Raw genomic sequence first — 26,787 nt, forward strand, 5'->3', positions numbered from 1 at the left:
TCATGGAGCCCGCTATGGAGCCCGACATGGAGCCCGCTATGGAGAACGCATCCGCCCAGGGCCTCACCCGTGCGCTGACGCTCAGATCCGTCGTCCTGTTCGGCCTCGCCTACATGACCCCGCTGATCGTGCTCGGCACGTTCGGCGTCGTGGCCGAGAGCACCGGCGGCACCGTGCCCACCGCCTATCTGCTGGCCCTGCTCGCCATGCTGTTCACCGCGCACAGCTACGGGAAGATGGCCGCCGCGCACCCCGTGGCCGGGTCGGCGTACACCTACGTCCGCAGGGCCATCGACTCGCGGGTGGGCTTCCTGATCGGCTGGGCCACCCTGCTCGACTACTTCTTCCTGCCCATGGTCATCTGGCTGATCGGCGGCGCCTACCTCCAGGCCCAGTTCCCCGGCGTCCCGTTCTGGGTGTGGATCATCGGCTTCATCGTGCTGACCACCGCCCTGAACGTGCGGGGCATCAAGACCGCCGAGCGGGCCAACGACCTGCTCATGACCTTCCAGGTGCTGGTCATCGGCATCTTCGTCGCGCTCTCCCTGCGGCACGTGGTGCACGTCGGGGGCGCCGGGGCGCTGGCCGGCACGGCGCCGTTCGCCAACCACGCCACCACCCTGGCGGGCATCTCCGCCGGAGCGGCGATCGCGGCCTACTCCTTCCTCGGCTTCGACGCGGTCACCACGCTCACCGAGGAGACCATCGAGCCGCAGCGCACCATGCCCCGGGCCATCCTGCTGATCGCCCTGATCGGCGGCGGCATCTTCGTGGCCGTCGCCTGGGCCACCCAGCTGGCCCACCCCGGCAGCTCCTTCGACGACCCCAGCTCGGCCGCCTTCGAGATCGCCCGGACCATCGGCGGCGATCTGTTCTCCTCCGTCTTCCTGGCCGGCCTGGTGGTGGCCCAGTTCGCGTCCGGCATCGCCGCGCAGGCGAGCACGTCCCGGCTGCTCTACGCCATGGGCCGCGACTCCGTCCTGCCGCGCCGGATCTTCGGGCACATCCACCCCCGCTACCGCACCCCGGTCCTCAACATCCTCCTCACCGGCGTGGTCGGCCTGATCGCCCTGCGCCTGAGCGTGGCGACCTCCACCTCCTTCATCAACTTCGGCGCCTTCATCGCGTTCACCTTCGTCAACTTCTCGGTGATCGCCACGTACGTGCGCGAACGGCGCGCGGGCCGCCGCCCCGGTCCGCTCGGCCATGTGGTCGCCCCCGCGATCGGCGCGGTGGTGGACATCTGGCTCCTGACCCACCTCGACACCAAGGCCCTCGTCCTCGGCGTCTGCTGGCTCGCCCTCGGCATCTGCTACCTGGCCTACCTGACCCGAGGCTTCCGCACGCCCCCGCCGGAGCTGACCTTCGAGGAGGAGGCGCCGGCCGTCACCGAGCGGGTGTGATCCCGGGCCGGTGCCGCAGCCACCGGGCCGGAGAAGAGGCGTGGCGCCGCCCGCCCGTGGAACGGGCCGGACGGCGCCACGCGTCGCCGGAGACTTGTCCGGGGAAGTTATCCGGGGAAGGGCTTGCTCGCGTCCTCCTCGGCCTTGATGCACGCGTCGAGCTTCCTCTGGATGGCGGCCGCCTCGCTCAGGGCCTTCTTGGCCGCCGCGGTCTCCCCGAGCTGCTTCAGCCTCGCGGCCTTGTCCTTGAGGGCGGCTATCTGCTGGCGCATCTGGTTCTTGTTGCACGTGACGGTGGCCTTGGCGCCGACCGCGCCCCGGCCGGCCGGCGTGGCGGCGTGCGCGGGCACCGAGGTGAAGAGGAAGCCCCCGACGACGGCCGCGGAGACGGCCAGGGCGGAAAGACGCTTGGTCATGAGTTGATTCCCCCATATATGGCGTGACTTGGTCGAAGCCGATCTTACGGGGGCTGGCGGGGGGCGTCGGGGCCGTGCCGCCTCGACGGTGCGCTGGCCGTAGTGGACGAGGTCCGGATACGCCCGCTCCGCCGGGCTGGTGGCAGCTCCGGCAGGACTCGTCGGGGAAGACGCTCACGGCCGCCCGGGGGCCCTGGGCGGCCGGTGGGCTCGCGCGCGCCGCTCAGCGAGGCCGCGCCCGTCTGCCGTACGGCGAGCGGCCGCGTCGCCGGGGCCGCCGCCAGGACAGCCGCGTCCTACCGGGCTCCGCCCGCGAGGCGTTCAGCCGGGCGGGGGCCGACGGCTTCGGCGAGCGGGTGCTCAGGGAGCGCTTCCGGCGACCAGGACGCCCGGATCGCCCGGTCGGCCGGTGCCGGGCACACCGACGCGGGGGTCGACGCCCGGTGGCTTCAGCGGGTGCTGAGCATTCCCTCGCGCAGGCGGGTCAGGCAGCGGGAGAGCAGCCGGGAGACGTGCATCTGGGAGACACCGAGGCGCTCGCCGATCTGGGCCTGGGTGAGTTCCTCCACGAAGCGCATGTGGATGATCTGCCGGTCCCGCTCGTCGAGTTCGGCGATCAGGGGGGCCAGGGCGTGGAAGTCCTCCACCAGCTCCAGGGCCGCGTCCTCGGCGCCGATGAAGTCCTGCAGGGCCGCCTCGCCGTCCTCGCTGCCGTTGATCGCGGCGTCCAGGGAGGAGGAGTTGTATCCGTTGGCGGCCAGGCGGGCCTCGCGGACCTCGTCCTCGGACAGGCTCATCAGCTCCGACAGTTCCTTGTCGGACGGGGTGCGGCCCAGCCGGCTGCGCAGCTCCTCGGTGGCGCGGGCGAGCTGGACGCGGGCCTCCTGGAGGCGGCGGGGCACGTGCACGGCCCAGGTGGTGTCACGGAAGAACCGCTTGATCTCGCCGACGATGTAGGGGATGGCGAAGGAGGTGAACTCCGCCTCCCGCGACAGCTCGAACCGGTCGATCGCCTTGATCAGGCCGATCATGCCGACCTGGACGATGTCCTCCATCTCCTCCGGTCCACGGCTGCGGAAGCGGCCGGCCGCGTAGCGGACCAGGGACATGTTCATCTCTATGAGCGTGTTGCGGGCGTAGCTGTACTCGGGGGTGCCCTCTTCCAGGACCGCAAGCTGCTCGAAGAAAAGCCGCGACAGCTCCCGGGCGTCCTTGGGCGCCACCTTGGAGGGGTCGGCGACTTCGGGCAGTTCGGTGGTCCGCGTGTCGGATGCCGTCGTGCTCGTGAGCACCATGCTGTTCCCCTCCCGAGTTCGAACTGTCCGCGACCGCCGGCCCTGGCCGGCGTCATCGCAGCGGCTACCCGCTCATCCTGCACCTACACCCGGGTCCGCACGAATCGGGGGGACCTCCCCGGCGGAGGCCGGCGGCTCGCGGCGCGTACCGGTGCATACCGGTGCGCGGTGCTCCTCCGCGTGAATCCGGGGCAGACGGGGGGAACACCGGCGGGACGAACGAAGGAGGAGAACATGGCCGAGGACTCCTCGGTGAAGGCGGTGGGCTGGGCGCGCTCACTGCCGATCAGCAGCGGGGTGAAGGCGGCCCGGGACTGGACGCGCGTGCACCTGGCGGCGCTGGGGTGGGCCGAGACGGCGCCGGACCTGGTGGACTCGGTGCTGCTGACGGTGTCCGAGCTGGTCACCAACGCCCATGTACACGCCCGCAGCTCGGCACAGCTGATCCTCACCTGGGACCAGTCGTGCCTGCACGTGACCGTCCACGACGCCTCCCCCCGGCTGCCCGAGCAGCGTGACCCCGGAGCCGAGGCGCTGGGCGGCCGAGGTCTGCTCCTGGTCGACGCCCTGGCCGACACCGTGGAGGTCCACCGCTGCCCGTACGGCAAGGACGTCACCGCGTGCTTCCAGCCGCCGTCGCCCTCGACGGCCGGGTAGACCGGCACACGCGCGGGGACCGGCTGAAGCCCAGCCGGTCCCCGCGTGCGGAAGTGGTGCGTCAGGTCACCATCGATACCAGCGCCCGCGGCCACCACCCGCGTTGGTGGAGCGCATGACGAAGCCGAGCAGCCAGAGCACCAGGACGGCGACGGCGACCCACCACAGGATCTTGATGGCGAATCCGGCGCCGAAGAGAATCAGCGCGAGGAGCAGAACAAGCAGCAAGGGAACCATAGTCATCTACCTCCTGGACCACCGTTTGCCCTCGGCCGGTGCCCGCATTCCTCGAAGGCGCCTTGTTTGTGAAGGAAAAGTGGGGGAAATAGCGGCAGGGCATTCACGCGGTGCTTTCACGCGGTGTTCCCTGTCTTTCCCGGTTTTCCCGGTGTTCCCGGTGTTCCCGCTGTTCCCGCCGTGATGACGGCCTCCTCCTGCGCGAGATCGGTGCGCGCCGTGCGCCGGGGTACCCGGGACACCTCTGTTCGGCGGATCAAGGGGTGATGGTGTGCGGCGGCAGCTGATGTGGATGCTCGTGGCGCGGGGTACGGCGGCCCTGCTGTTCGGGGTGGTCGCCCTGGTGTGGCCGGGGGTGACCGTCCTCGCGCTGGCGCTCCTCTTCGGCGTGTACGCGCTCGCCGACGGCCTGGCCCTCCTGGCGAGCGCCTTCCGCCGGCAAGGGGACGCGGCCCACCGCGCCGCGCACGCGACCGGGGGTGTCCTGGGCACCGCGGCGGGCGTGGTCAGCATCGCCTGGCCCGGCGTCACCGCCCTCGCCCTGGCCGCGCTGATCGGCGCCTGGGCCGTGGTCACCGGCAGCGCGGAGATCTGGGCGGCGGTGCGCTTCCGGCATGAACTGCACCACGAGTGGGCGCTGTTCCTGGCCGGCGTCGTATCGGTCGCGGCCGGGGTGCTCGTCCGGGCCCGGCCGGACGTGGGCGCCCTCGGCATCGCCCAGGCCATCGGTGTCTACGCCCTGCTCAGCGGCGCGCTGGTGCTGGCCGCGGCCCGGCGGCTGCGCGGTACGGCCACCACGCGGCGGGTGCGCCACGCGCGGCACGCCTGAGCGGGAGCGCCTGAGCGGGAGCGCCGGAGCGGGAGCGCCGGGAGCCCACGGCGAAGCGGCGACGCCGGGGCGGGCGGACACAGCATGTTCACGCACTCGCCCGGTGGCCGGCCGCCCCGTGGGCACCCGTCCACGGTCGCCTGCCGGGAGGGAGCCCGACCGTGGTCATCGTTGCCTGCCTTCTCCTGCCCTTCGTGGGGCTGCTGCTGTACGGCATGGACCGTGTGGAGGACTGGCTGACGCGCTCGCCGGGGCCGCCGCGGCACGCCGGAGCACGCCATCTTCGTCTGATCGCGGGCGGCCGCCAGGAGCCCCCCGCCCGTGCCCGGACGGGCCGGCACACCTCCCGCGCCGCCTGAGCGGCATCCGGTGCCGCCGGCGGCGTAACGCGGGAACACCCCCACCGCGTGTAAGAGATGACGTCCGGCCACGAAAGGACACACGGTGGGGGAAGCACCCGCGGACTACCTGGAGTTCGCAGCCGCCCGCAGCGGACCGCTGTTCAGGACCGCCTGCCTGCTCACGGGCGACTGGCACCTCGCCGAGGACCTGGTCCAGGAGACCCTCGCCAAGATGTACCGCTCCTGGCGGCGGATCAGCCGGGCGCAGGCCCCGGTGGCCTACGCCGACACCGTGCTCGTCCGCAGCTTCCTCTCCCAGCGGCGCCGCCGCAGTTCCACGGAGCGCCCCAGCGACCGGCTGCCCGACGCCGCCGCCCCGGCGCGGGACCCCGAGCTGCGGATGACCCTGCTGGACGGCCTGGCCCGGATGGCGGCCAAGGACCGTGCCGTCCTGGTGCTCCGCTACTGGGAGGACCGCTCGGTGGAGGAGACCGCACAGGTCCTCCAAGTGTCGCCGGGCGCCGTGCGGGCCCGGAGCATGCGCGCCCTGGAGCGGCTGCGCGCCCTGCTCGGCGACCAGCTGGCCGACCTGACCGCATGACGAGCACGGCCGGGCGGCGCTCCGCACCCGGGCCGGCCGACGCCCCAGACGAACGGAGACCCGCCATGTCACGCGACGAGGACCTTGAGCGACGGCTGACCCGCGCCATGACCGGCGCCGCCGAGACGTTCCCGCCCCACTCCCCCGACCTGGTGCGGCGTTCCGTCGTCCGGGGCCGGCGGATGCGACTGGTCCGCGCCGCCCAGGTCGCCGCCGCCACGGCCGCCTTCGCCGCGATCGCCGCGGGCGGCGCGCTGCTGGGCACGGACGCACTCGGCGGCACCCCCGGGCGGCCGACGGCCGGCGGTCCCGCACACTCCGCCGTGCGGTCGCCGTCCCGGGCTCCGGCGTCCGTCAGCGGCGAGGAGATGGTCCGCACGCTGAAGAGCCTGCTGCCTCCCGGCGGCACCGTCTCCGCGGCCTCGGGCAGGGGCTCCGCGGGGGACGGCCCCGCCGTCTGGCCGACCGCCGAGCTCACCTACTCCACCGCGCACGGCTCCTCCGGCATCGACGTCTCCGTCGCGCGGCTGGATCCCGGCGCCACCGCCGGCCAGGGGAGCGGGGACGGCTGCCTGCCCGTGGAGGTCCGCCCCTACGACAAGTGCGCCACCCGCAAGCTCCCGGGCGGCGCGGTGCTCACCACCACCGAGTCGTTCACCTATCCCAGCAGCGACACCGGGCAGAAACGCTGGTACGTGGTGCTCACCACCCCGGCCGGGGCGCAGCTGACGGTGCAGGAGTTCGGCGGCGGCAGCGAGAAGGGCTCGGCCGACGGGGGCGACCCGCTGCTGTCGATCGCCCAGCTGACCTCGATCGTGCGCAGCCCGGCCTGGAACAAGGCGATCGCCGCACTGCCGGTCCCGCGGGGAGCCGCCTCCACCGGTGCCTCCGCCGCGGTGCGGCGGGTGCCCGGCGCCCGGATGACCCGGGTGCTGAGGTCGCACCTGCCCCGCGGCGGGACCATCTCCGGCCTGAACGCGAGCGACGATCTGGTCCAGCTCGTCTACGACGACGGGCGTGGGAGGAACATGGTGCAGGTGGACGCGCAGTACGGCATGACCAGACTCCTGGCCCGGCACATGGGCTGCGCCGGTGTGGCCGGCGCGTGCGAGGCCACGACCCTGGCCGACGGAACCAAGGTCAAGAAGGTCAGGGGCCCCTCCGAGAAGGGCGGTCCGGCCACGGTGTGGCTGGTCGACATCCTGCGTCCGGACGGCCGCCGGGTCGCCGTGCGGGAGGTCAACTCGTACGCCGAGAGCACCCCGGTGACCCGCCCGACGCCGGCCCTGGGCATGGACGAGCTCTGGGCGATCGCCCTCGACAAGCGCCTCTTCACCGACACCGGCCGGGCCCCCGCGAGCGGATGACGGACGACCCCGGCGACGGCGAGGGACCTGGACCGCGCCGCTCGCCGAGGCGTCAGTTCACGGTGAAGGTGTAGTCGTAGGGCGCCAGTTGGATGCCGGAGCGGGTCGTCGCGTAGACCGTGAGGTCGTACCAGCCGGCCGCGGCCGGGGTCCAGTCGACGCTCGCGGTGTGCCGGGCGTCCGCGGGGACCGTGACCTCGGGGTCACCGTCGTTGAAGGTGTACGTGTAGCTCACGACGTCCGCCACCTTCGGCGTGAACGTGAACGTCCCCGGGACGCCGGCGGCGCCGCCCGAGCCGTTCTCGGGGTAGACGTCCGAGGCGACGGTGGGAGTGGTGTCGTAGGTGGTGCCCCACCAGGCGGATCCGCTCACCCAGCCGTTCGCGCCGGTGCTGGTCACTTGGACGTTCTCGCCGTAGATGCCGTCCAGTGCGAGTTCCACGGTCGCCGTGCCGTCCGCCCCCGCCGCGACCTCGATGGTCCTGTCGCTCTGACCGCCCGAGGTCCGCACGGAGTAGCTCACGACCGGGCTCTTCGCCTGGAGCCCGGGGTCGGGACGGAGCGTGAACTCGGTCGGCTCACCGAACCCGGGCCGCGGGACGGCCGGGGTGACGGTGGGCGCGGGGGAGCTGACCAGGAAGCTGTAACTGGCGACCGCCGACCCGTTGTAGGCCCGGTCCAGGCTGCGCACGTACAGCGTCATCCGGCCGGAGCCGAGCGGCGGGACCAGGCTGAGCGTGGCCGAGCCGCCGAGCGTGTCGGCGCGCTTGAAGTACGTCGTGTCGGCGTACGGGTCGACGGGCTGCGGCACGCCGTGGTCACCGATGCTGGTGCCGATGACCGGCAGATCCTGCTGCCAGGAGAACTCGAACCCCTCGACGTCGTCGGCACCGCCCGCGCCCAGCGTGAACTCGACGCGTTCGCCGCCCTCGTTCCACACGTCCGGCGGGTAGTTCGGGGAGGTGACGGTGGGCGCGTTCGCCGGGCGGGTGTCGTCGATCGTGACGTAGCAGGGGGCCGACCAGTCCGAGACCGCGTTCCCGGCCACCGTCTGCGCCTGCCACGCGTACGTCTGCCCGTCGGCGAGCGCGTCGGCGGGCAGGGTGGCGGGGGCCTCGGAGCCGGGGGTGACGCGGTCGCGGGTGACCGTGGTGATCCGCGCCGGGTCGGTGACCGGCCAGGCCTGGTACCGGACGCCGACCAGGGAGGCGCCGGTGGTGCCGGTGACCCCGGGGACACCCTCGACGACGAGGCCGTCGCCGGCCCAGCGGTACGAGGGCCGGTCCGCGTCGGTCGAGCAGTGCCGGTGGCCGTCGAACAGCTGAGTCGGCGTGGCGGGCGTCCCGTCGGCCGCGTGCGCGGGCGACGCGGCGGTGGCCAGTGCGAGAGCGAGAGTTCCCAGAGCGGCCAGGACCGCACGGGGTCCCGCGCCGAAGGACATGGTCAAGTGTTCCCTCCCCATGGGGTGCCCGCACGCGGCGCGCCGATACGCACTGCCGTACGAGCGGCGAGGGGATCGTACGGGGGTGCCGTGGCCCGGTGCACGGGGTTTGCCCGGCCAGGCGCAGTGTGGAGCCGGCCGGCCGTTGGCCATCCGCGGAGTGCCGGGGGCCGGCGATTCACCTCGGTGCCGACGACGTCCTGGAGTCGCCGGTACGCCGAACTCGACGGCGGCACAGGGGCGATGGGAGTCCCGGCCCCCGTCGGGCGGGGCCCAAGGCGCCGAGTGATCTGGAGAACTCACCGTCCTATGGCCGGACTTGAGCGGTGACTCCGCAGGGGAGGCCGCGCCCCGAGCCTCTTATCGATCTCCGTCCCCGGCGTGGCGGACGGGCCCGGGCCTGCTGCTACTCTCGTGCCGCTGTGCACGGGGGGCAGCCGGGGGGCTGGGTGTTTCCGCAGCACCGTCGATGTGCGCCCGACCGGCCGTCGGCCGTCCCGTCCCGCACACCCCCGCCGAGAAGCCCAGGAGGCGACGATGGCCCGTCGTACCACCAGCCGTGGCGTCGTCGCCGCGCTGGCGATCCTCACCGCGACCGCCGGTCCCGGCCCGCTGGCCCACGCGGCCGACGCGGACAACGATGTCGCGCGCACCGCCCTCGCGGCGGAGAAGGTCTTCCAGGCGGACCGCTACACACCGCGCAGGGACCGTCTCTACAGCGCCGGCCCCCATGGCTACCTGCACGCGCAGGAGGGGCGTTCCGGCTTCCTGTGGACGTCGTACGACACCGGCGCGACGACCGAGCTGGGCAGCCTGGCGCGCCTCGAAATCCCCGGCTACCTGGGGTCGTCGTCCGATGTCGTGGCCGATGTCGTCTCGCCCACCGGGAAGGTCGTCCTCAGGGACCCGTCCGCCGGCACCACCACGGACGTCGCCCTCACCCACGGCGCGTACATGGCGACCTTCGGTGCCCATGTGCTGACCCAGGCCCGCGGCACCGACGGCGACCGCGTGCTGTGGCTGTACGGCGAGGGCGCGCCCGCCGAGGGCACCCCGGTCGACGGCTGGCCGGCCGGAATCATGGCGAACGCGAGGGTTCTGGGCGGCGACAGCGGCACCGCCGTCATCGGTTACGCGCGGGCGGACGGCGAGCAGCACCTGGCGCTGGTGGACCTGGCCGCCGCGAGGGTCACCGGCGATGTGGCCGTGGCCGTCGCCCCGACGGGCGTCGCGCTGAGCGCCGACCGGCTGGTCTGGTGGTCCGACCTCAAGGTGGCGCACGTCCTCGACCGCGCCGATCTCTCCGCCGCCGAGACGACACTGACGCTGCCCGGCACGGAGGGCGAGCCGCACGTGGGCATCGCCGGGCGCTGGCTGGTGGTGGCCCGTTCCGTGCCGTGGGACCTGCAGGACCAGGCCGACAAGTCCGGCGAGCGGCTCATGGCCGTCCCCCTCACGGGCGGTGACCCGCTCACCCTGCTCCGGCACGCGAACACGTCCCTCGTCCCGGCACCGGACGGCAGCCTGCTGGCCGTCGGCGGCAGCGACGCCGGGCACTGGGCGGTGCGCAGGGTCACCGACACCGGGGCGGACACCCCGGCGCTGACGGAGCTGACCGCCGTACCGCCCACGGCGGCGAAGATCGACCGGCTGTCGCTGCAGAACGGCACCCTGGCCACCGACGAGGCCGACAGCAGCTTCATCGGCGGCTACTACACCCGGCGGATCGCCGCCGACGGAACGCCGAGCGCGCCGACCTGGCGGAACTGGAACCTTCGCGGGGTGGGCCCGTACGCCACCGGGGACGGCCGCGCGGTCACGTTCACCACCCAGCCCGAGCCCGTCGGCTCATACGTCCAGTCCCTCGACAAGAACGACGAGGCCGGCTTCTTCCACGTGCCCTCCGCCTCCGGAAGCGTCCTCGACGTCACCGGCCGCTACGCCATCGTCAACGGGTCCTTCCCCGCCAAGCAGTACGTCGGCGACCTCGGCGTCTACAGCGACCTGGAGCCCGTCGTCACCCGCCCCGTCACGGCCGCCTCCGTCTGGGGGACCAGCCTGTGGACGCCGGGTTCCGGCACCGGAGTCGTCACCGCGAAGGACCTGAAGACCGGCAAGACCACCGGCACCGTCGCCACCGGCGCCCCGTGCGTCCCCAAGGAACTCCAGGCGGTGGGCCGCTGGATCTACTGGTCCTGCGGCCCGGCCGCGACGGCCGGCGTCTGGGACCGCACGGCGAAGAGGAACATCCCCGTACCGTCCGGCCAGGCGCTGCTCGGTGACGGCTACCTCGTCCGGCACGACACCGCGGCCGGGGCGCTCCTCCTCACCGCCTTCTCCGGCGGCACCGCCACCACCCGCAAGATCGGCGACCTCGCGGCGGGCACCTCCAGCCTGCGCGGAGTGACCTGGACCGTGGACAAGTTCGGCGGCCCCGTGGCCTATGTGGACGCCGATCAGCGCATCCACCTCGTCCCCAGCGGGGTCGCCGCCCAGCGGCTCGCCGTCGTCGAGTCCGAGGTGACCGACAACGCGTGGGAGAGCAGCGCGGCGAGCGCCCCGTGGTGGCGGTGGCGCGGACTGCTGTCCAAGCCCGCCGCCTCCTGGACGGCCACCCTCACCAGCAAGGCCACCGGCGCCGTGGTCCGCAAGGTCTCCGGCGGTGAGGTGGACGGCACCCTGGCCGTACGGTGGGACACACGTGACAGCAAGGGTGCGTTCGTCCCCAACGGCACGTACACCTTCACCCTGACGGCCCCGCCCGCCGACGGTTCGGGACCGGCACTGACGGTGTCGCGGACGGTGAAGGTGTCCGTCGGGGCCGCCGTACGCCATGACTTCACCAACGGCGGCACCTGGGCGCCCGACGGGACCGGCGACGCGCTGACCCTCACCTCGTCCGGCGTCGTCAGCTACCGGCCGGGCAACGGCACGGGCGCCTTCGCCAAGGGCATGCCCGCCTCGGGCTGGCCCTCCTCCGTGACACTCGTCCCGTTCGGCGACCTCAACGGCGACCGCCGTAACGACATCCTCGTCCGGTTCGGCAGCGGCGAACTGCGGGCGTACCGGACCATGCGCGGGCAGGCCTTCCTCACGAGCACCCCGCACACCTCGCTGGGCACCGGCTGGAACCAGTACAACGTGCTGACCTCTCCCGGGGACATCACGGGCGACGGACGCCCCGACCTGATCGCGCGCAAGGCGTCGACGGGAGAGGTGTTCCTGTACAAGGGCACGAGCGCGGGAAAGCTGTCCGCACGGGTCCGGATCGCGGCGAACTGGTCGGGCTACAAGAAGATCGTGGGTGTCGGGGACTTCAACCGTGACGGCCGCGGCGACCTCCTGGCCCAGGACCGCTCCAACACGCTGTGGCGCTACGACGGCAACGGCTCCGGCGGCTTCAAGTCCCGCGTGAAGGTGGCCTCCGGCTGGGGCTCGTCGTACAACGTCGTCGTGGGTGTCGGCGACATCACCGGCGACGGCAAGGCGGACATCGTCTCCCGCGACACCGCCGGCGACCTGTGGCGCAACAGCGGCAACGGCGCGGGGTCGTTCGGGCCCCGCGCCAGGATCGGCACGGGGTGGCAGGCGTACAAGGGCGTGTTCTGACGTCCCGGTCCCGCGACGGCGGCTCAGCAGTACCCGGCGTGGAGGAACCCGCGCCGGGAAGGCGCCCCCAGGTCCAGCGGGATGTCGACGTGCTCCGGGAGCGCCGGCAGGCGTGTGTTCGGGACGATGAACTCCCGGCCGGTGTACCTCTCCCGCACGGACTGCCGGGCGGCGGGCTCGCACACGAACGGGTTGGCGTACGTGTTGTAGCCGAGCCCGACGCCCGTGTTGAGGAAGCCCGCGTCCTGGCACTGGTACAGCGCGCCCCTCAGCGCGGCGGCGTCCCGGGGGCCCCGGTACCGCGACTGGAAGTGCGCGAAGCACGCCTTCGAGTCGCCGCCGTCGTACGGGGACGGGCCGGCGGCCGCCAGCGCACCGAGGAAGGAGCGGTTACAGCCGATGGCCGCTGAAGGCGCCGCGCCCGCGAGCAACGCGCTACGGCGGCAGCCGGTCACCTTCTGGAACGCGCCCACGACGTCCTCGTCCCTGCGGAGCCGGGAATAGGCGACGACGAGGTCCCGCTGGGCGGCGAGCGGGTACGCGGACGTGTGGCCGAACCGTTCGTCGAGCACGCGGAACCACGTCTCGAAGCTCGGCACCAGCGCCCGGACGCCCGGCGGGAGGGTGTAGACGGCGAGGTCCGTCGGGACGGACCAGGTCTCGAGTCCCGGGTACCCGACGTACGACAGGACCCCGATGCCCACCTTCGGCGGCCGGTCCCCGTACCGCCTGCGCAGCTCCAGGTACCGTTCGAGGTTGGTGTCGGACCCGGCCCACGCGTACCAGAAGCCGCGGGGATAGAGCGAGGAGTCCCCCCGCGCGTGCGTGGTGCCGAACAGGGCCGGTGACACGCACCGGACCCGCCGCGCGTCCCAGGCGGCCCGGTACTCGGCGGGCGTGGCGATACAGCGGGCCCTGGAGAGCGCCGCGTGACCGCGGACGTGCGCGAACGCGCCCGGGGCACCCGCCAGGACGAGCAGACAGGCGGCGAGGAGGGCCAACGGCCGCGCGCGGTGCCCGCCGCGCCGGGACCGGCGGCTCATCGCGCCACCCCGTATCCGCCGGGCCGGCCGGCTCCCGGCCCGGTCGAGGTGCCCGGCGGGCACAGGAACGACTTGTCGTCCAGGCTCGGGGCGAGCCGGCAGGTGGGGCCGAGCACGCGGCCGTTCGTGGTGCGGAAGGTGAGGACCCACGTGTCGCCGGCGGAGCTGTGGCCGAGGTCCGCGTACCCGGCGATGCCCGTGCCTCCCATGGGGCCCACCGTCTGGGTGATCGACTGGTGGACGGGCTGCGGCGGGGTGCCGACCGGCTGGCCGAGGACCAGGAGGTCGTCCGGGCCGTTGTCCAGCGGGCCGCCCGAGGAGCCCACGGTCAGCTGCGGTGGGCGGACCGTGCCGAAATCGACCATCTGGTAGAGGTGCACGTGACCCGAGAGCACCAGCCGTACGTTGCGTGCCAGCCGGTGCAGTGCCGTGTCGGCGACCGCGTCACTGAGGACCCTGGTCAGCCAGGTCACGTCACCGGTCGTGTGCCCCGCCGCCTTCACCATCCACAGCGGCTTGTGCGTGAACAGGAAGAAGTCCTCGCCGGGACGCCGCCGGGCGTACTGGTTCACCTGGTCGAGCTGCCTGGTGAAGACGGCCTTGCCCGCCGTGCTCCCCGTGTCCCCGGGGTCGGCGTACGAGGAGTCCAGGGAGACGAGGTTCAGCAGGCCCGCGCGGATCGCCACGGGATCGGTGAACCGGTCGCACGACCCGTCGTCGCGGAGGTCGTCGGCGAGGTAGCGGAACCACGCGCCGCCCGCACCACCGTGGAAACTCGCGTTGCAGTCCTCGTGGTTGCCGCGGGTCAACGCGACCGGCGCGCCGGCCAGCAGCGTCTCCGCAGGCCGGAAGAAGTCGGCGACGACACAGGCCCAGCTCGCCGCGTCGGCGGTCGTCGTGCAGCCCGGGTTCCGCTGCTTGTCGTTCTCCCGGTCCGGGTCCTCGCGGTAGAGGTAGTCACCGACGTGGACGACGAGGTCGGGCCGTGTCACGGTGGCGGCGCTGTTCGCGATCGTCGGGAACGGCCAGCCGGTCTGGTGGTTCGCGCAGTTCTGGACCGTGCCGGTCTTCGGGACCGAGCAGCCGGTGTCACCGATGACCGCGATCCTCTCGGGGCGTGTCGCCGCCGTCCAGCCGGGCAGGGGGAGCCGGCGGTCGCCGGGGTGCAGCACTGCCGCGGGCACCTGTTCCAGCCGCGCGCCGGACGCCGTGAGCGGCACACCCAGTTCGCAGACGGTGGTGGGGAACTGCGCCCCCATGGGGGTGCTCACCCGGTGCATCGGGTGCGTGTCCCTGGCCGTCCCCAGGGTGTAGCGGACCGAGGGGCACTGCTGGCTGGCGTCGGTGGACACGTAGCGGATCTGGGTCCCGCGGCCGGTGAGCTGCGTCCACGCCCAGGCCTCACCGCCGGCCCCGCCCGGCGGGGGCGCGGTGGTGGTGACGGAGGTGGTCCTGACGGCAGTGGTCGTGGCCGCGGCGGCCGTGACCGAGGCGGCCGCGGCCAGCGCGCTCACCAGGGCGAGCGCGACCAGGCGATGTTTCATGCTCGAGCTCCGGTTCCTTCGTTCCTGTGAAGGTGAGCGCCCGCGGATCACCGCCGAGTGCCACCATGCCGGAGCGTTCCGGATGCGCTCGCTCCGTACACCACCTCGGAGCCGAATGGCCTAGGCGCCCGGAGCCGCGCGCCACTGCACGGCCACGGTGAACTCCGTGCGTCCGAGCCGCCGTGACGGAACGTCAGCCGAGGCAGAGGCCCAGCAGGCAGAGCTGGGTGGGGGACGTCGGCGCCGGGGCGGGCGCGGTTCCGGGGGTGTCCGGGGCCGTGCCGCCGGTCGTCGGGGCAGGGGCCGGCGGGGTCGCCGTGCCGGTGTGGCCCGGGGCCGGTCCGCTGGTGTCCGCCGTACCGCCGGAGGGCGCGGGGCCGGTGGTCTGCTGCCGCGGGGGCGACGCGTCGGCCGGGCGGTGAGGGGGAGCGGAGTCCGCCCGGGTCACCGGGGCGGCGGTGCCGGGCGTGGCAGGGAGGCTCTGCTGCCGGGGGGTGACGTCGACCGTTGCGTGCCTCGCGGGCGTGGTGCGGGGCGCGTGCTGCTCCGGGGCGTGCGGAGCCCGAGGGGCCTGCGGAGCCCGGGGGGCCTGGGGAGCGGGTTCCGTCTCCACCCGCTCCCTCGCCGCGCCCATGCTCCGGTCCTCCGGTGCGGCAGCCGCCTGCGCCTGGCCAGCGGTGTGCCGGTCCAGCGTGGCGAGCGACAGGCCGCCGCCGACGAGTGCGAAGGCGGTGGCGACCATGGCCCGCCGCTGGTGCTTCCTCAGTCGGGCGAGCCGGCGGCGGCGTGCCGCCCTGCCCGGTCGCGCGGGGGACGTCCACGGGGTGTCGGCGGACGGCCCGGCGGCGGCCTCCGTGTCGTGCTCCGGCCCCGGCTCGCTGTCCCAGGGGGCGGGCGCGTCCGTGGCCGTCCACTCGGCAGACCGGCCGGGACCGACGCGGTCGGCGAGGAGCGGCGGCGCGATGTCCGGGGCGTACGCACCGCACCCGGGGCAGACCAGGGCGCCATTGAGATGCCGACGACACGTGGAGCAGTAGTCCATCTGCGGTCTTCCTCGGTTGACTGCGCCGTCGGCCCGCCCGGGCCACGGCCTGGTCACGCTCGTACAGGGGGTCGAGCGATCAGCAACGGTAACGACCCCTTCGCAAGGCTGTGTGCAGCCTGTGTGGGGCTCCTGCGCAGATTCGGACGTACGGTGTCCTGGTGAGCGGGGTGGATGCGCAGGGGTTGCCGGCCGGTCGTTACCAGCTGCGGGACCTGCTGGGGAGCGGCGCGATGGGCGAGGTGTGGCGGGCCGACGACCGCCTCCTCGGCCGGCCCGTGGCGGTCAAACTGCTGCGGACCGACGAGGCCGCCGACGTGGAGCGGTTCCGGCTGGAGGCCCAGACCGCGGGCCGGCTCAACCACCCCAACGTCGTCGGCGTGTACGACTTCGGCGCGCACCACGGCCGGCTCTACCTGGTCATGTCGCGGCCGAGCTGTGCCCGGACCTGCCGCGCTACGACGGCGACGCCTGCCTCACGGCGACGGCCGAGGGCCTGCTGGGCACCCACCCGCGCATCGCCGCACGCCGACTGCCGCTGCGCCTGGACGAGTTCCTCGCCCGCACGGCCCGCTTCGCCGAGCAGGACGTACCCGCCCACCGCGCGTACCAGCGGCGGCGCACCGCCCTCGTCGCCGCCGAACGCGCCCGCCTGCGCCTGGACGACCACCGCCCGCGCGTCATGTCCTCCTTCATCCGCAACCGGCTCGTCGACGAGGTCTACCTGCCGCTCCTCGGCGACAGCCTGGCCAGGCAACTGGGCACCACCGGCGACACCGGGCGCACCGGCGCCGGCGGCCTGCTGCTGCTCCTGTCCCCGCCCGGCTACGGCAAGACGACACTCATGGAGTACGTCGCCGACCGTCTCGGCGTGATGCTGGTGAAGGTCAGCGGCCCGGCACTGGGCCACGCCGTCACCTCGCTCGACCCCGCCCAGGCCCCGAACGCCACCGCACGCCAGGAGGTCGAAAAAATCAACTTCGCGCTGGCGGCGGGCAACAACACCCTGCTGTACCTGGACGACATCCAGCACACCTCACCCGAGCTGCTCCAGAAGTTCATCCCGCTGTGCGACGCCACCCGCCGCGTCGACGGCGTCCGCGACGGCGAACCGCTCACCTACGACCTGCGCGGCAAGCGGTTCGCGGTCTGCATGGCCGGCAACCCCTACACCGAGTCCGGCAGCCGCTTCCAGGTGCCGGACATGCTCGCGAACCGCGCCGACGTGTGGAACCTCGGTGATGTCCTGACCGGCAGCCAGGACGTCTTCGAGCTGAGCTTCGTCGAGAACGCGCTCACCGCCAACCCGGTCCTGGCCCCGCTCGCCGGCCGCGACCGCGCCGACACCGACCTGCTGGTCCGCCTCGCCCAGGGCGACCCGACGGCCCGTGCCGACCGGCTCTCCCACGCCTGCCCGCCCGCCGAACTGGAGCGCGTCGTGGCCGTGTTGCGCCACCTGCTGACCGCCCGGGAAACGGTGCTGGCGGTCAACGCCGCCCACATCGCCTCGGCCGCGCAGTCGGACGCGGCCCGCACCGAACCGCCCTTCCGGCTCCAGGGCTCCTACCGCAACATGAACAAGATCGCCCAGCGCCGGTCATGAACGACGCCGAGCCGGCCGCCGTGATCGACGACCACTACACGGCCGAGGCGCAGACCCTGACGACGGTCGCCGAGGCCAACCTGCTGAAGCTGGCCGAGCTGTGCGGCACCCTCACCGCCGGTCAGGCGGCCCGCTGGGCGGAGGTGAAGACGGCGTACGTCCGCGGCGAGGCCCTCGGGGGCCCCGGAGAGGACCCCCTCATCCGGGCCGTGGGGGCGCTCGGGCTGCTCGCGGACCGGATCACGGCCGTCGAGACGGCCATCACCCGCGCGACCGACCCGCACCACCGGCCGGCCCACGCGAACGGCCGGCACGCGTCGGGGCGGGGGCAGTTGTGAGGACGTCAGCCCCTGCCCTCCGGGCCTGCCCGCGTGACCGCTGATCGGCGGCCGGCGGTGGCCTGCTACCCGGTCGGCTGGGCGGCGGCGTTGCCGAAGGCTTCCGTGGTGCCGCCTTCCGCCTGCCCGGAGGAGGCGGACTCGACGAAACTGTAGGGCGGAAGCGGGCCGCTGACGCGCAGCTCCAGGTGAGGGTTCTCCCGGCTGAACGCGTCGACCGCGCTCAGGAACCGCTCCGCCGAGGGGCGGTCCACCAGGAAGGAGAGGTTGGCCAGCCAGCCGCTGCTCGGCGGCCCGGCGCTGACCTCCTCGGCCATCGGTGCGAGCGCCTGCCGGAGCAGCTCGGCGTCGGCCGCCTCGCGTTCCTGGACGGCGGCGGCGACCATCTCCCCGAGCCGGATCCTCTCCTCCTGGGTGCCGCCGCCGGCCTCGCGGTTCGCCGCCGCCAGGGACCGGATGTCGTCATGGTCGGCCATGATCAGGCGGAGTACGGCCTCCTCGTCGTGGTTGGCCTTGACGTTGTACTCCACCGTGCCGTCCAGCGCGTGCAGCCGCTCGAGGAACCGGTCCGCGCGCTCGGCGAGCACCGTGATCACCGTGTCGTCGTCCGGGGAGGCGCTGCCGAACCGCATGGGCAGCACCACGCCGTCCGCCCCGGCTTCGTCCAGTACCCGCTGGTGGGCGAGCAGGTCACGGCGTTTGGGGCGCAGCTCCTCGGGGGCGTCGCTGACGATGGCGGCCAGCTCGCCCTGGCGCAGCACGCGTACCGGCTGCGGGGACGCCCCGACGCCTTCCAGGTCCTGGGGGAGCGGGGGATGGGAAGCGCGGACGATCCCGTAGACATAGGTGCTCATCTGCTATTCCCCCCTCCTGCGCGCGGCCCGGTCGCCCTGCCGCTCCTGGCCCTCGTCGCGTGCCTGCTTGAAGGCCTCCGAAATGGTCTCCGCGGCACCGGACAGGGCTCCCTTGGTCTTGCCGTGGGCGCCGGATTCCATCATCTTCCCCGTAAGCTCCGTGAGCCCGGCCGGCTTGCGGGGGCCTGCTTCGAGGTCGAGGCGGTTGCACGCCTCGGCGAAGCGGAGGTAGGTGTCGACGCTCGCGACAACGACGCGTACGTCGATCTTGAGAATCTCGATGCCGACCAGGGAGACGCGCACGAACGCGTCGATCACCAGCCCGCGGTCCAGGACGAGTTCCAGCACGTCGTACAGACCGCTGGAACCGCCTCCGCCGCCCCCTTGTGTCACCATGGTCATATCGACCAACTCCTCGCTGTCCGAGCAGGCTCCCTGCGGCGGGTAGCCGCCTCACTCGCGACCAAACGCCGCATTTGGGACGCGGCGACTGATCGCCCAGAACAGCGAACCGGCCCGGGTCTCCGACCTGGGCCTTCTTCCTGGGCCTTCTTCATGCAGCGGGCGACGGGAACCGGATCGAGCGGGACAGTCTGGACGGGCTGATCGCGGACTGTGACAAGGTGCACGGGCCGGCCGACCCGGAGGCCGTGGCGGCCGAGCGTGCCCGGCTGACCGGTGGCGCCTCACACGTTGGAGCGGCCGTGTGAGATGTGCCTGGTCCCGGACAGCGAGGGCCGTACAGCGTGATCGGGAGTGCGCGACCGTGCACACGTCGGTGCCGTGTCCATGCGGATGATGCGCCGCGTACCGACCCCGGCGACGACAGGTGAGGAGTTGTTCCCCCTCACCTGTCATCGAGGGGCCGACGGATTCCGGCTCACGGAGTGCCGGTCTTGTTGAACCCCTTGTCCAGGTAGGGGGACTGGTCGACGACGAAGCCGTCGTCCGCGACCAGGCGGGCGATGCCGCCCTGGTCCCGCCAGACCTCGCTGGAGGAACTGAAGGAGAAGCCGCCGTACTCCGGGTGGTTCTCGTTGGTGTAGACGCGGTAGCGCTGGCCGGGCTGGATGACCGTTCCCGGCGGGAAGGGGAACGAACGGCCGGTGGGTTTGGCCTCCACCTTCCAGCCGGTCAGGTCCTGCGGTCCGCCGCCCTTGTTGAAGATCTCGACGTATTCGTCCGCCTGGCCGGTGCTCGTGCCCTGATAGCGCAGGCCGGAGATGATCACGTCGGGTTCGTCGAGCGTGAACATGCACACCACCTCGGCGAAGTTGATGCCGCCCTCCGGGCTGCGGAACTGCCGGACGATCTGGCCGTTGCGCTTGAATCCGCTCAGTACCGCCCGGTACTGCTTGCCGTCGATCGTGACGGGCTGGGGGTGGACGAAGGTCTGCAGGTCGACCAGGTCGTCGTCCGCCGGGCTGGTGCCGGTGGTGTTGGGCGTCTCGTTGTGGTGGAAGCTGAAGTCGAGGTCGGTCGTGCTGCCGTCCTCGAACATGACGTTGACGGTCAGCTGGACGTCGAACTGGCCGGGGCTGACGTTCGTGGGTTTGTTGCGGTGGACGAAGGTGCCGACGACGAACTCGGTGCCGTCGAGCTGGACGTCAGCGGCCGCACCGCGGAACTGGTAGCCGCTCTGGCTGCCGGCGCTGCCCCACTGGATGTAGTCGGTGCCCACGCCGTTGACCGGTGAGACGGCGGGGTTGGTGGAGGAGAACACGCCGGAGGTGACGACGGTGGTCATGGTGTCTGGATCCCGCTCTCTCAGTCCTCGTCCTCGATGACCTCGGCCTTGAGCTTGGCCGGCGGTGCGGTGCCGATCTGGGCGACGCCGTCGGTGTGGCGGCCGGTCTTGGCACCGTCGACGGCTTCGAGGCCGCAGGTGTAGACGATGCAGTCCTTGTCCTCGCCGCCGGTGTTCAGGTGCACGTGGTAGGTGAAGGTCAGGGTGCGCCCGTCGTCGCTGACCGTGGCCCGGACGGGGGGCAGGCTGCCACCCGTCGTCTGGTCGATGCGCTTGTACTGGGCGCCCACCGTGCCGTTCCAGCGGAATCCGGTGGGGGCGGTGAAGATGTGCTCGCGTTCGCCGGCGTCGACCGTCTCGCTCCAGTTCGGCGTGCGGACGCAGATGTTGATGGTGGTGCCGAGCCCACCGGGAGCGTCCTCGACCCCGCCCTCCTGCCACACCACGAGGTCGAGTTTCTGGGCGCGGCCCTGTTCGTAACCCCAGTCATAGCCGTTCGCGTACTGGTCCTGCTCCCCGCGCGAGCCGTCACGCGGCGGGTCGGCGTAGGGCTTCCCGCCGAGCGCATCGGCACGCCCCTGTTCCTCCCCCCGCTTGTAGGCTTCCTTCCTGGTCTGCACGTCGGTGCTCATCTCCGGGTCCTCCTGGGGTCGTGGTCGAAGCGGGCGACGGAAAGGGAGGCGTCCTGGTGCGGGTCGCCCGGCCCCCGCAGGGGGCGGCCGGAGCATCGGCGCCGCGCGCCGCACGGTGCACCGATCGCGGTCGTCGTGAAGGTCGCGCCCGTGAGACGGAACGCGGGACGCCGCCCGTGGCTTCGAGCGAGGCGTCCGCGCGGGGACCGCGGCACGCACCGGGCTTTCCTCCGGGTCCATCGTTAGCCCGGACTGACCGGTGATATGCCGCCTTTCCCCCGTTTGGAATGCCGAATCGATTCTGCGTCACTTGTTCGAGTTCAGTTGAGGCGAGAAACGGCGCACAGGGGCGGAGGGGAGCACGTCGCTGTCCGCCTCACCCCGTTCCTCCCTCGTGTGAGTGGCCGACGCGGTGGCTGCTCCTGCGATCCGCTCCCGACCGGTATGCAGGGGGAATGCCGATGACGGTGCGGAAGGAGACGTGGATGAGGCGAACGAGGCCGGGGACGTGTGAGGTGCCGGGCATCATCGAGGCCCGGCCGCGCCCGATCCGGGTGATGGCGTGACGGCCAGGGATACGGCGCTGCGGCGTCCGCCGGACGCGCCGGACGGAGACGGCCTGCCGGGCACCGTGGCGGGCAACGGCACGGCCGGGTTCGCCGGGGACGGCGGGCCCGCGCCGCAAGCACAGTTGGCCTTCCCCGCGGACGTGGCCCTGGGAGGCGGCGCGGTCTTCGTCGCCGACCACGCGAACCACCGGGTCCGCCGTATCGACGGCACCGGCACCCTGACGACGATCGCCGGGGACGGGCTGCGGGGTTTCGCCGGCGACGGCGGCGAAGCGGTGCGTGCTCGCCTCGGCTTCCCGTCCGCGCTGGCGGTCGCCGCGGACGGGACCGTGTTCGTCGCCGACGAGACGAACCACCGGATCCGCCGTATCGACCCCTCGGGTGTCATCGACACCGTCGCGGGAGACGGCTCGCGCGGTGACGGCGAGGGTGACGGCGACGGCGGCCCGGCCCGCCGCGCCCGGCTCGATTCCCCGTGCGCCGTGGCCGTCGACGCGGTGGGCCGGCTGTACGTCGGGGAAGCCGGCATTCCGCGTGTGCGCAGCATCGACGGCGACGGTGTCATCAGCACGGTCGTCGCGGCGTCCGGGCACGCCGGCGGCTCTGGAGCGGCCGACGCGGGCGAGGCGTTCCTGCCCGCCGGCCTGGCGGTCGACGGGGCCGGCCGGCTGTGCATCGCCGACCCGGAGGGCCGACGGGTACTGCTGCTCGGTTCGGACGGGGAACTGCGGGTACTGGCGGGTCCGCCGGACGGAGCCGCCGACACCACGGCGGCCGGCTGGGGCGCACCGCGCGCGGTGGCGTTCGACGGTGAGGGGGTGCTCTACGTCGCCGACCAGACCGGACACCGCGTGTGGCGGCTGGCCGGCGGAGCGGTCCGTGTCGTCGCGGGGCAACCCGATCCGGCTGCCCGTGAGGCCACCGCGTCCGTGGACACGCCCGATGCCGTCGCCCACGTCGCGCTGCGTTACCCGTGCGGTCTCGCCGTGGATCCCGTGGGGCGCCTGCTCGTGGCGGACAACTTCCACCACCGCATCGCATCGGTACCCCTCGCCACGGCTGCCTCGCAGGACACCGAGCGGTCACGGGAGGAGAAACCGGGGCCGGAGCCGGGACCCGAACCGGAGCCGGGGCCCGAACCGGAGCCGGAGAAGGAGGGGGAGCCGGAACCCGCACCCGTCCCAGCTCCCACCCCAGCCCCCGCCCAGCTACTCGTACGCCAGGAGGTCGGCCTGGAAGTCCCGCGCGGTGGCGGCGAGTTGCTGCACGTACGGGTCTCCTCCACCGATCCCTGGGCCCCCGGACGGGTGGAGCACCACTTCACCGCTCCGACGGGCTTCGTCTTCGACGGCCGGGTGACCTGCGCGTACTACCGGGCGGATCGCACGGTCATCCCCGGCGGCAACCCGACGGGGACGGTGGGCGACGGCGGCCGGTCGTTGGCCGTCACGGACGAGCCCCGCCTGAACACCCCCGGCCATCCGGCGGCGGCCCTGGTCTACACGCTCGGCATCCGCGCCCTGAACGACGCCGAGCCGGGCCGGTACACCGACGGGCGGGCGGTGATCGCGGGCCGGCCGGAAGTGCGCCTCAAGGCGAGCGTTCTCGCAGACGACGACAGCTGACGAGGGCGCGCACGAGATGCGGAGCCGCCCATGGCAGACCACCCGCCATGGGCGGCTCTTTGCGTTCTCAAACCCTGAGTGCGGAGGTAATCGTTTCTGTGCTCCCAGGTCACCCTCACGAAGGTCACGAACTGTACGTGATCCGCTACGTTGAGTTAGCGTTCGAAACGTGTCCACGCCCGCCCTTCCACGGCTCGGTCCGCCGGGCCCCTTCCCGTGTGCCCCGCTCGCCCACCCGCTCGACCGCAAGTGGCTGCACTACGCGTTCCTGTCGCGGTGCGGGCGACAGGCGCTCATCGCGAACCTGTCCGTCCTCGGCTCCTCCACCGGCTCGGTCTTCGCGCATCCGGGCGCCCCGGCCACCGGGCGCCGCAGCGGCACCGGCACGGCGGCCGAGGGGCAGCACATGGCGATCCTGCTCCTCTACGGGGAGGGGTACGGCTGGAGTGCGACGCAGTTCAACGCCGAACAGCCCGAACTGCCCTGGTCGGCCTTCCGGTTACCGCACCCGCACAGGGAACCGGGCGCGTTCCGGGTGGCGGCCCGCTCGGCGGTCCCGGCGGTCGACGTACGGCTGACCCGGACCAGCAGGCCCTGCACCTCCCAGTGCGCTCCGTTCGGGGACGACGAGCATCTGCGCTGGCAGTCGGAGCCCGGCGTCCTGGGCGCCGGAACCCTGCGGCACGGCGACGGCACGGCGACGGAGACGGACCTGCTCGGCTACCACGAGCGGGTACGCGGCCGGTGGTCCTGGCCCACGCTCGGCGGCTGGGTGTTCGGATTCGTCAACGACCCCTCGGGCCCGGCCGACCAGGCCCCGCCGTCGGCCGTCGTCTTCACCCTGATCCAGCCCGCGTACCCCGCGGACGCGGCCAACGGATCGGTGATGCTGTGGCGGGACGGGCGCATGGTCCGCCACTTCCCGCGGCGCAACCTGCGCGTGGCGGTGAGCGGCACCCTGGACCGCGACCGGGTCGTGATGGTGCCGCCGCTGGCGGGCCTGCTGGGCACCCCGCCGATGGCCGCGGTGCCCGGCCGGCTGCTGATCACCGCCCGACTCGGCGACGACCGCCTCGTCCTGGACTTCCGCTCGCACACGGCGGGCCGGATCGTCAACCCTTCCGAGACCAGCCTGCACCCGTTCAGCGTGCACGAGACCCTCGGCCCGTGCACCGTGGAGGGGCGGGTCGGCGGACGCCGTATCGGCTTCCACACCGGGGGCATCGTGGAGTTCGCCGGGGGTGCCCGTGACTGAGACCGCCCCCGCGTTCACCGGGGCCCGGCTGCTGGACGAGACGGTCGCCGCCCTGTCCGACCGGGCGCCGGCGATCCTCGCCGCCGCGGCCGGCCATCTGCGCGGCATCCGGCTGGGCCTGCACTTCAACGACGGCAGCCACGCCACGCTCACCGCTCGGCACAGTCGCATCGTGGTGGACCGGGGCCGCTGCCCGGACCCCGACGTCGAGGCCGCCTTCGACGACCGGGCCATGAACCTGCTGTTCGACCTCCAGCGCCGGCCCGTCGACCAGGTCCTGCCCGACAGCCTCGACGTCCGCGGCTCCCGCGAGGACACCCTCGCCGTCTGGCGGGCGTTCACCCTGCTGTCCCAGCGCGCGGCGGGCCTGCGCAGCATGCAGGAACTGTGGGGGGTGTACCGCGAACAGGCCCCCCAGCTGTGGGGCAGCGCGACACCCGCCGTCCGGGAACCGGCCGCCGACCCGGTCGACTGGACGGCCCTGGACTTCCTCGCCCGGCGCTCCCCCGAGGACGTGCCCGCGCCGCCCGCGCTGATCGGGGACACCACCGTCACCGCGCCGCGCCTGCTGTGGGACGGCCGCACCAGCACCGACTGGTCGCTGGAGGACACCGTCCGGGACGCGGACCTGATGGAGACCATGCTCCGGTGCCGGGCCCGTACCAACGAGGAGATCGAACGGCTGCTGCCGGACCGCGAACCGCGTGCCGAGCTGTACGACCTCATGCGCTCCTACCCCGCCCGCCAGGGCAAGGGCCTGCGTCCCACCCTGACCATCGCCGCCTGTGCCGCTTTCGGCGGGCGCCCCGACGACGCCGTACGCGCCGCCGCGGCCCTCGAACTGTTCCACAACGGCTTCCTCGTCCACGACGACATCGCCGACGAATCCACCCACCGGCGCGGTCTGCCCACCATGCACGAGGAACACGGCCTGGGCCTGGCCGTCAACGTGGGCGACGGGATGAACCTGCTCGCCGTCGACGCCGTCCTGTCCAACCTCGAAACGCTCGGCCTGGTCCGCACCCTCGGCCTCATCCACGAGGCGGTGCACATGTGCCGGGAGTCCATCGAGGGGCAGGCCATGGAACTGGGCTGGATCCGCCACGAGGTCGTCCCCGAGACCGACGACGCCTACTTCGTCATGAGCACCAAGAAGACCGGCTGGTACACCTGCATCAGTCCGTGCCGCATCGGCGCCGTCTGCGCCGGCGTCACCGACCCCGCCGTTCTCAGCCGGTTCGACGAGGCGTTCCGCCTGATCGGCATCGCCTTCCAGATCCAGGACGACATCCTGAACCTGGTCGGCGAGGAGGCCCTGTACGGCAAGGAGCCCCTCGGCGACCTGCTCGAAGGCAAGCGCACGGTGATGCTGATCCACCTGTTCCGCACCGCGTACGCCCACGAGCGCCCCCGCCTCTTCGACATCCTGCGGCAGCGCCGTACCGACAAGACCCAGCAGCACGCCGAGGAACTCCTCGCCGCCATGCGCCGGCACGGCTCCATCGAGTACGCCACCGAACTCGCCGACCGGCTCGCCGCCGAAGGCATCGCCCGCTTCGAGGAAGACCTCCGGTTCATCCCCGAGAACGAAGGCAAAGCCGTCCTGCGGCAGATCGCCCACTACGTCACCTCGAGGCCACTGTGACCACCACCCCGCCCCCGCCGGACTGCCCCGCCGACACCGGCCCGCTGACCTCCACGGACCACCGGGCCTTCGCCTTCCTCGGCCACGTCAACAGCGGCCTGCGCCAGTGCCTGTGCACCCTGGCCAGGCACGGCGTGGCCCTGCGCCGCGACACCCCCGAACGCGCCCGCCTCCTGCTCGACACCGTACGGCCCTGGCCCCTGTACAAGGGCGGCCAGTTCCTCTTCGACCTGATGGAGTGGGAAGACCTCATGGTCGACGGCGACCCCCCGCCCCTGATGTCCACCGAGCGGATCGTCGCCGCCTGCACGCTCCCCGTGCGACTGATGGCCGCCGCGTCCACCGAGGAGGTGCCGACGGTGGCGAAGCTGGTTCCCGGTCAGCGGACGACCGCCGCCCTCGACCTCCCCCTGCGCCTGTTGGCCACCACAGCCCGCAGCACCCTCCTGGGTGCCGCGCAGGACATCACCGACCTGCTCGAACCGCGTACCGCCCCCGACGACGGCGACGGCTATGCCACCGACCCGGAACCCGTCACGGACGACACAGACGCGGAACTGCCGCCGCTGGAAGCGGGCTTCTACCTCTACGAGGACATCGCCCTGGGCGCCTTGTCCGTCCTCGGCCCGCTCCTGGCCGACCACGCACCGGCCGACCCCACGCCGTCCGCGCCTAGCTCATGACGCCCGTCGCC

At 72.9% G+C, this 26,787-nt stretch carries 22 protein-coding genes and 2 pseudogenes; 13 read left to right on the forward strand and 11 right to left on the reverse strand.

Annotation, left to right across the window (positions count from 1 at the left end):
• Window positions 1–38 precede the first annotated feature (38 nt).
• Window positions 39–1,403: an APC family permease gene (locus tag ACZ5DC_RS11425; RefSeq protein WP_468651680.1), complete on the forward strand. Its 1,365-nt coding sequence runs from the start codon at window positions 39–41 to the stop codon at window positions 1,401–1,403.
• Between the two features lie 107 nt (window positions 1,404–1,510).
• Here the strand turns inward: ACZ5DC_RS11425 and ACZ5DC_RS11430 are convergent, their stop codons facing one another.
• Complete coding sequence (locus ACZ5DC_RS11430; RefSeq protein WP_468651682.1) at window positions 1,511–1,819, reverse strand: hypothetical protein; 309 nt, start codon at window positions 1,817–1,819, stop codon at window positions 1,511–1,513.
• 449 nt (window positions 1,820–2,268) lie between these two features.
• Window positions 2,269–3,114: an RNA polymerase sigma factor SigF gene (locus ACZ5DC_RS11435; RefSeq protein ID WP_468651684.1), complete on the reverse strand. Its 846-nt coding sequence runs from the start codon at window positions 3,112–3,114 to the stop codon at window positions 2,269–2,271.
• Between the two features lie 234 nt (window positions 3,115–3,348).
• Here ACZ5DC_RS11435 and ACZ5DC_RS11440 point away from each other — a divergent pair, with 234 nt between their 5' ends.
• Complete coding sequence (locus ACZ5DC_RS11440) at window positions 3,349–3,771, forward strand: ATP-binding protein (RefSeq protein ID WP_468651686.1); 423 nt, start codon at window positions 3,349–3,351, stop codon at window positions 3,769–3,771.
• A 66-nt stretch (window positions 3,772–3,837) separates the two neighbouring features.
• On the opposite strand, the gene ACZ5DC_RS11445 is transcribed toward ACZ5DC_RS11440, so the two are convergent.
• Window positions 3,838–4,008 carry a hydrophobic protein gene (locus ACZ5DC_RS11445; RefSeq protein ID WP_171154443.1) on the reverse strand — a complete coding sequence of 57 codons (171 nt, stop codon included), beginning with the start codon at window positions 4,006–4,008 and terminating at the stop codon, window positions 3,838–3,840.
• A gap of 271 nt (window positions 4,009–4,279) precedes the next feature.
• On the opposite strand from ACZ5DC_RS11445, the gene ACZ5DC_RS11450 reads away from it, so the two are divergent.
• The 4 genes from ACZ5DC_RS11450 (at window position 4,280) to ACZ5DC_RS11465 (ending at window position 7,146) form a co-directional block, all read left to right on the forward strand.
• Window positions 4,280–4,837 carry an HdeD family acid-resistance protein gene (locus ACZ5DC_RS11450; protein WP_468651688.1) on the forward strand — a complete coding sequence of 186 codons (558 nt, stop codon included), beginning with the start codon at window positions 4,280–4,282 and terminating at the stop codon, window positions 4,835–4,837.
• Between the two features lie 161 nt (window positions 4,838–4,998).
• Window positions 4,999–5,196 (forward strand): hypothetical protein, encoded by a 198-nt coding sequence (locus tag ACZ5DC_RS11455; RefSeq protein ID WP_468651690.1) that lies wholly within the window; start codon window positions 4,999–5,001, stop codon window positions 5,194–5,196.
• Between the two features lie 85 nt (window positions 5,197–5,281).
• On the forward strand, window positions 5,282–5,779 hold the full coding sequence (locus ACZ5DC_RS11460; protein WP_366750079.1) for a SigE family RNA polymerase sigma factor: 498 nt from the start codon (window positions 5,282–5,284) through the stop codon (window positions 5,777–5,779).
• A gap of 65 nt (window positions 5,780–5,844) precedes the next feature.
• Window positions 5,845–7,146, forward strand: a complete 1,302-nt coding sequence (locus ACZ5DC_RS11465) for a hypothetical protein (RefSeq protein ID WP_468651692.1) — start codon at window positions 5,845–5,847, stop codon at window positions 7,144–7,146.
• A 52-nt stretch (window positions 7,147–7,198) separates the two neighbouring features.
• Here the strand turns inward: ACZ5DC_RS11465 and ACZ5DC_RS11470 are convergent, their stop codons facing one another.
• Entirely contained in the window at window positions 7,199–8,587 is a 1,389-nt protein-coding gene (locus ACZ5DC_RS11470; protein WP_468652071.1) for a hypothetical protein, read from the reverse strand.
• Window positions 8,588–9,124: 537 nt separating this feature from the next.
• Between ACZ5DC_RS11470 and ACZ5DC_RS11475 the strand changes: the two genes are divergently transcribed.
• Window positions 9,125–12,196 carry an FG-GAP-like repeat-containing protein gene (locus ACZ5DC_RS11475; RefSeq protein ID WP_468651694.1) on the forward strand — a complete coding sequence of 1,024 codons (3,072 nt, stop codon included), beginning with the start codon at window positions 9,125–9,127 and terminating at the stop codon, window positions 12,194–12,196.
• Window positions 12,197–12,219: 23 nt separating this feature from the next.
• Here ACZ5DC_RS11475 and ACZ5DC_RS11480 read toward each other — a convergent pair whose 3' ends face one another.
• From ACZ5DC_RS11480 to ACZ5DC_RS11490, 3 genes are all read right to left on the reverse strand, one after another.
• Window positions 12,220–13,239, reverse strand: coding sequence for a hypothetical protein (locus ACZ5DC_RS11480; RefSeq protein ID WP_468651696.1), 1,020 nt, complete (start codon window positions 13,237–13,239; stop codon window positions 12,220–12,222).
• A complete protein-coding gene (locus ACZ5DC_RS11485; RefSeq protein ID WP_468651697.1) occupies window positions 13,236–14,783 on the reverse strand; it encodes a metallophosphoesterase family protein in 1,548 nt (515 codons plus the stop codon). Before ACZ5DC_RS11485 ends, ACZ5DC_RS11480 begins: the two co-directional genes overlap by 4 nt.
• Before the next feature lie 193 nt (window positions 14,784–14,976).
• Window positions 14,977–15,825: an SCO2400 family protein gene (locus ACZ5DC_RS11490; RefSeq protein ID WP_468651699.1), complete on the reverse strand. Its 849-nt coding sequence runs from the start codon at window positions 15,823–15,825 to the stop codon at window positions 14,977–14,979.
• Window positions 15,826–15,983: 158 nt separating this feature from the next.
• Between ACZ5DC_RS11490 and ACZ5DC_RS11495 the strand changes: the two are divergent.
• Window positions 15,984–16,250 (forward strand): annotated as a pseudogene (locus ACZ5DC_RS11495) (protein kinase domain-containing protein); the annotation flags it as partial.
• Window positions 16,250–17,766 (forward strand): annotated as a pseudogene (locus tag ACZ5DC_RS11500) (AAA family ATPase); the annotation flags it as partial. The pseudogenes ACZ5DC_RS11495 and ACZ5DC_RS11500, both read left to right, overlap by 1 nt.
• Before the next feature lie 65 nt (window positions 17,767–17,831).
• Here the strand turns inward: ACZ5DC_RS11500 and ACZ5DC_RS11505 are convergent.
• The 4 genes from ACZ5DC_RS11505 to ACZ5DC_RS11520 all read right to left on the reverse strand — a co-directional run bounded on the left by ACZ5DC_RS11505 (window position 17,832) and on the right by ACZ5DC_RS11520 (window position 20,999).
• Complete coding sequence (locus tag ACZ5DC_RS11505; protein ID WP_468651701.1) at window positions 17,832–18,620, reverse strand: GvpL/GvpF family gas vesicle protein; 789 nt, start codon at window positions 18,618–18,620, stop codon at window positions 17,832–17,834.
• A 3-nt stretch (window positions 18,621–18,623) separates the two neighbouring features.
• Complete coding sequence (locus ACZ5DC_RS11510; RefSeq protein WP_366750090.1) at window positions 18,624–19,022, reverse strand: gas vesicle structural protein GvpA; 399 nt, start codon at window positions 19,020–19,022, stop codon at window positions 18,624–18,626.
• 478 nt (window positions 19,023–19,500) lie between these two features.
• The gene (locus ACZ5DC_RS11515; RefSeq protein ID WP_468651703.1) at window positions 19,501–20,367 is read right to left on the reverse strand and encodes a choice-of-anchor K domain-containing protein; all 867 of its coding nucleotides are present in this window, start codon (window positions 20,365–20,367) and stop codon (window positions 19,501–19,503) included.
• Window positions 20,368–20,387: 20 nt separating this feature from the next.
• Complete coding sequence (locus ACZ5DC_RS11520) at window positions 20,388–20,999, reverse strand: hypothetical protein (protein WP_468651705.1); 612 nt, start codon at window positions 20,997–20,999, stop codon at window positions 20,388–20,390.
• Window positions 21,000–21,561: 562 nt separating this feature from the next.
• Between ACZ5DC_RS11520 and ACZ5DC_RS11525 the strand changes: the two genes are divergently transcribed.
• From ACZ5DC_RS11525 to ACZ5DC_RS11540, 4 genes are all read left to right on the forward strand, one after another.
• A complete protein-coding gene (locus ACZ5DC_RS11525; RefSeq protein WP_468651707.1) occupies window positions 21,562–23,193 on the forward strand; it encodes an NHL domain-containing protein in 1,632 nt (543 codons plus the stop codon).
• Between the two features lie 169 nt (window positions 23,194–23,362).
• On the forward strand, window positions 23,363–24,448 hold the full coding sequence (locus ACZ5DC_RS11530; RefSeq protein ID WP_468651709.1) for a hypothetical protein: 1,086 nt from the start codon (window positions 23,363–23,365) through the stop codon (window positions 24,446–24,448).
• Window positions 24,441–26,093: a polyprenyl synthetase family protein gene (locus tag ACZ5DC_RS11535; RefSeq protein ID WP_468651711.1), complete on the forward strand. Its 1,653-nt coding sequence runs from the start codon at window positions 24,441–24,443 to the stop codon at window positions 26,091–26,093. The genes ACZ5DC_RS11530 and ACZ5DC_RS11535 overlap by 8 nt, the downstream gene beginning before the upstream one ends.
• Complete coding sequence (locus ACZ5DC_RS11540; RefSeq protein ID WP_468651713.1) at window positions 26,090–26,776, forward strand: hypothetical protein; 687 nt, start codon at window positions 26,090–26,092, stop codon at window positions 26,774–26,776. Before ACZ5DC_RS11535 ends, ACZ5DC_RS11540 begins: the two co-directional genes overlap by 4 nt.
• Window positions 26,777–26,787: the final 11 nt, after the last annotated feature.

Source organism: Streptomyces sp. NPDC031445, from assembly GCF_055581365.1.

Excerpts from the sequence above, each read along its gene's own strand:
- ACZ5DC_RS11435 (WP_468651684.1), bottom strand. The coding sequence starts at position 3,114 with ATGGTGCTCACGAGCACGACGGCATCCGACACGCGGACCACCGAACTG.
- ACZ5DC_RS11515 (WP_468651703.1), bottom strand. The coding sequence starts at position 20,367 with ATGACCACCGTCGTCACCTCCGGCGTGTTCTCCTCCACCAACCCCGCC.
- ACZ5DC_RS11430 (WP_468651682.1), bottom strand. The coding sequence starts at position 1,819 with ATGACCAAGCGTCTTTCCGCCCTGGCCGTCTCCGCGGCCGTCGTCGGG.
- ACZ5DC_RS11480 (WP_468651696.1), bottom strand. The coding sequence starts at position 13,239 with ATGAGCCGCCGGTCCCGGCGCGGCGGGCACCGCGCGCGGCCGTTGGCC.
- ACZ5DC_RS11520 (WP_468651705.1), bottom strand. The coding sequence starts at position 20,999 with ATGAGCACCGACGTGCAGACCAGGAAGGAAGCCTACAAGCGGGGGGAG.
- ACZ5DC_RS11505 (WP_468651701.1), bottom strand. The coding sequence starts at position 18,620 with ATGAGCACCTATGTCTACGGGATCGTCCGCGCTTCCCATCCCCCGCTC.
- ACZ5DC_RS11490 (WP_468651699.1), bottom strand. The coding sequence starts at position 15,825 with ATGGACTACTGCTCCACGTGTCGTCGGCATCTCAATGGCGCCCTGGTC.
- ACZ5DC_RS11470 (WP_468652071.1), bottom strand. The coding sequence starts at position 8,587 with ATGTCCTTCGGCGCGGGACCCCGTGCGGTCCTGGCCGCTCTGGGAACT.
- ACZ5DC_RS11440 (WP_468651686.1), top strand. The coding sequence starts at position 3,349 with ATGGCCGAGGACTCCTCGGTGAAGGCGGTGGGCTGGGCGCGCTCACTG.
- ACZ5DC_RS11475 (WP_468651694.1), top strand. The coding sequence starts at position 9,125 with ATGGCCCGTCGTACCACCAGCCGTGGCGTCGTCGCCGCGCTGGCGATC.
- ACZ5DC_RS11445 (WP_171154443.1), bottom strand. The coding sequence starts at position 4,008 with ATGGTTCCCTTGCTGCTTGTTCTGCTCCTCGCGCTGATTCTCTTCGGC.
- ACZ5DC_RS11510 (WP_366750090.1), bottom strand. The coding sequence starts at position 19,022 with ATGACCATGGTGACACAAGGGGGCGGCGGAGGCGGTTCCAGCGGTCTG.
- ACZ5DC_RS11485 (WP_468651697.1), bottom strand. The coding sequence starts at position 14,783 with ATGAAACATCGCCTGGTCGCGCTCGCCCTGGTGAGCGCGCTGGCCGCG.
- ACZ5DC_RS11425 (WP_468651680.1), top strand. The coding sequence starts at position 39 with ATGGAGAACGCATCCGCCCAGGGCCTCACCCGTGCGCTGACGCTCAGA.
- ACZ5DC_RS11465 (WP_468651692.1), top strand. The coding sequence starts at position 5,845 with ATGTCACGCGACGAGGACCTTGAGCGACGGCTGACCCGCGCCATGACC.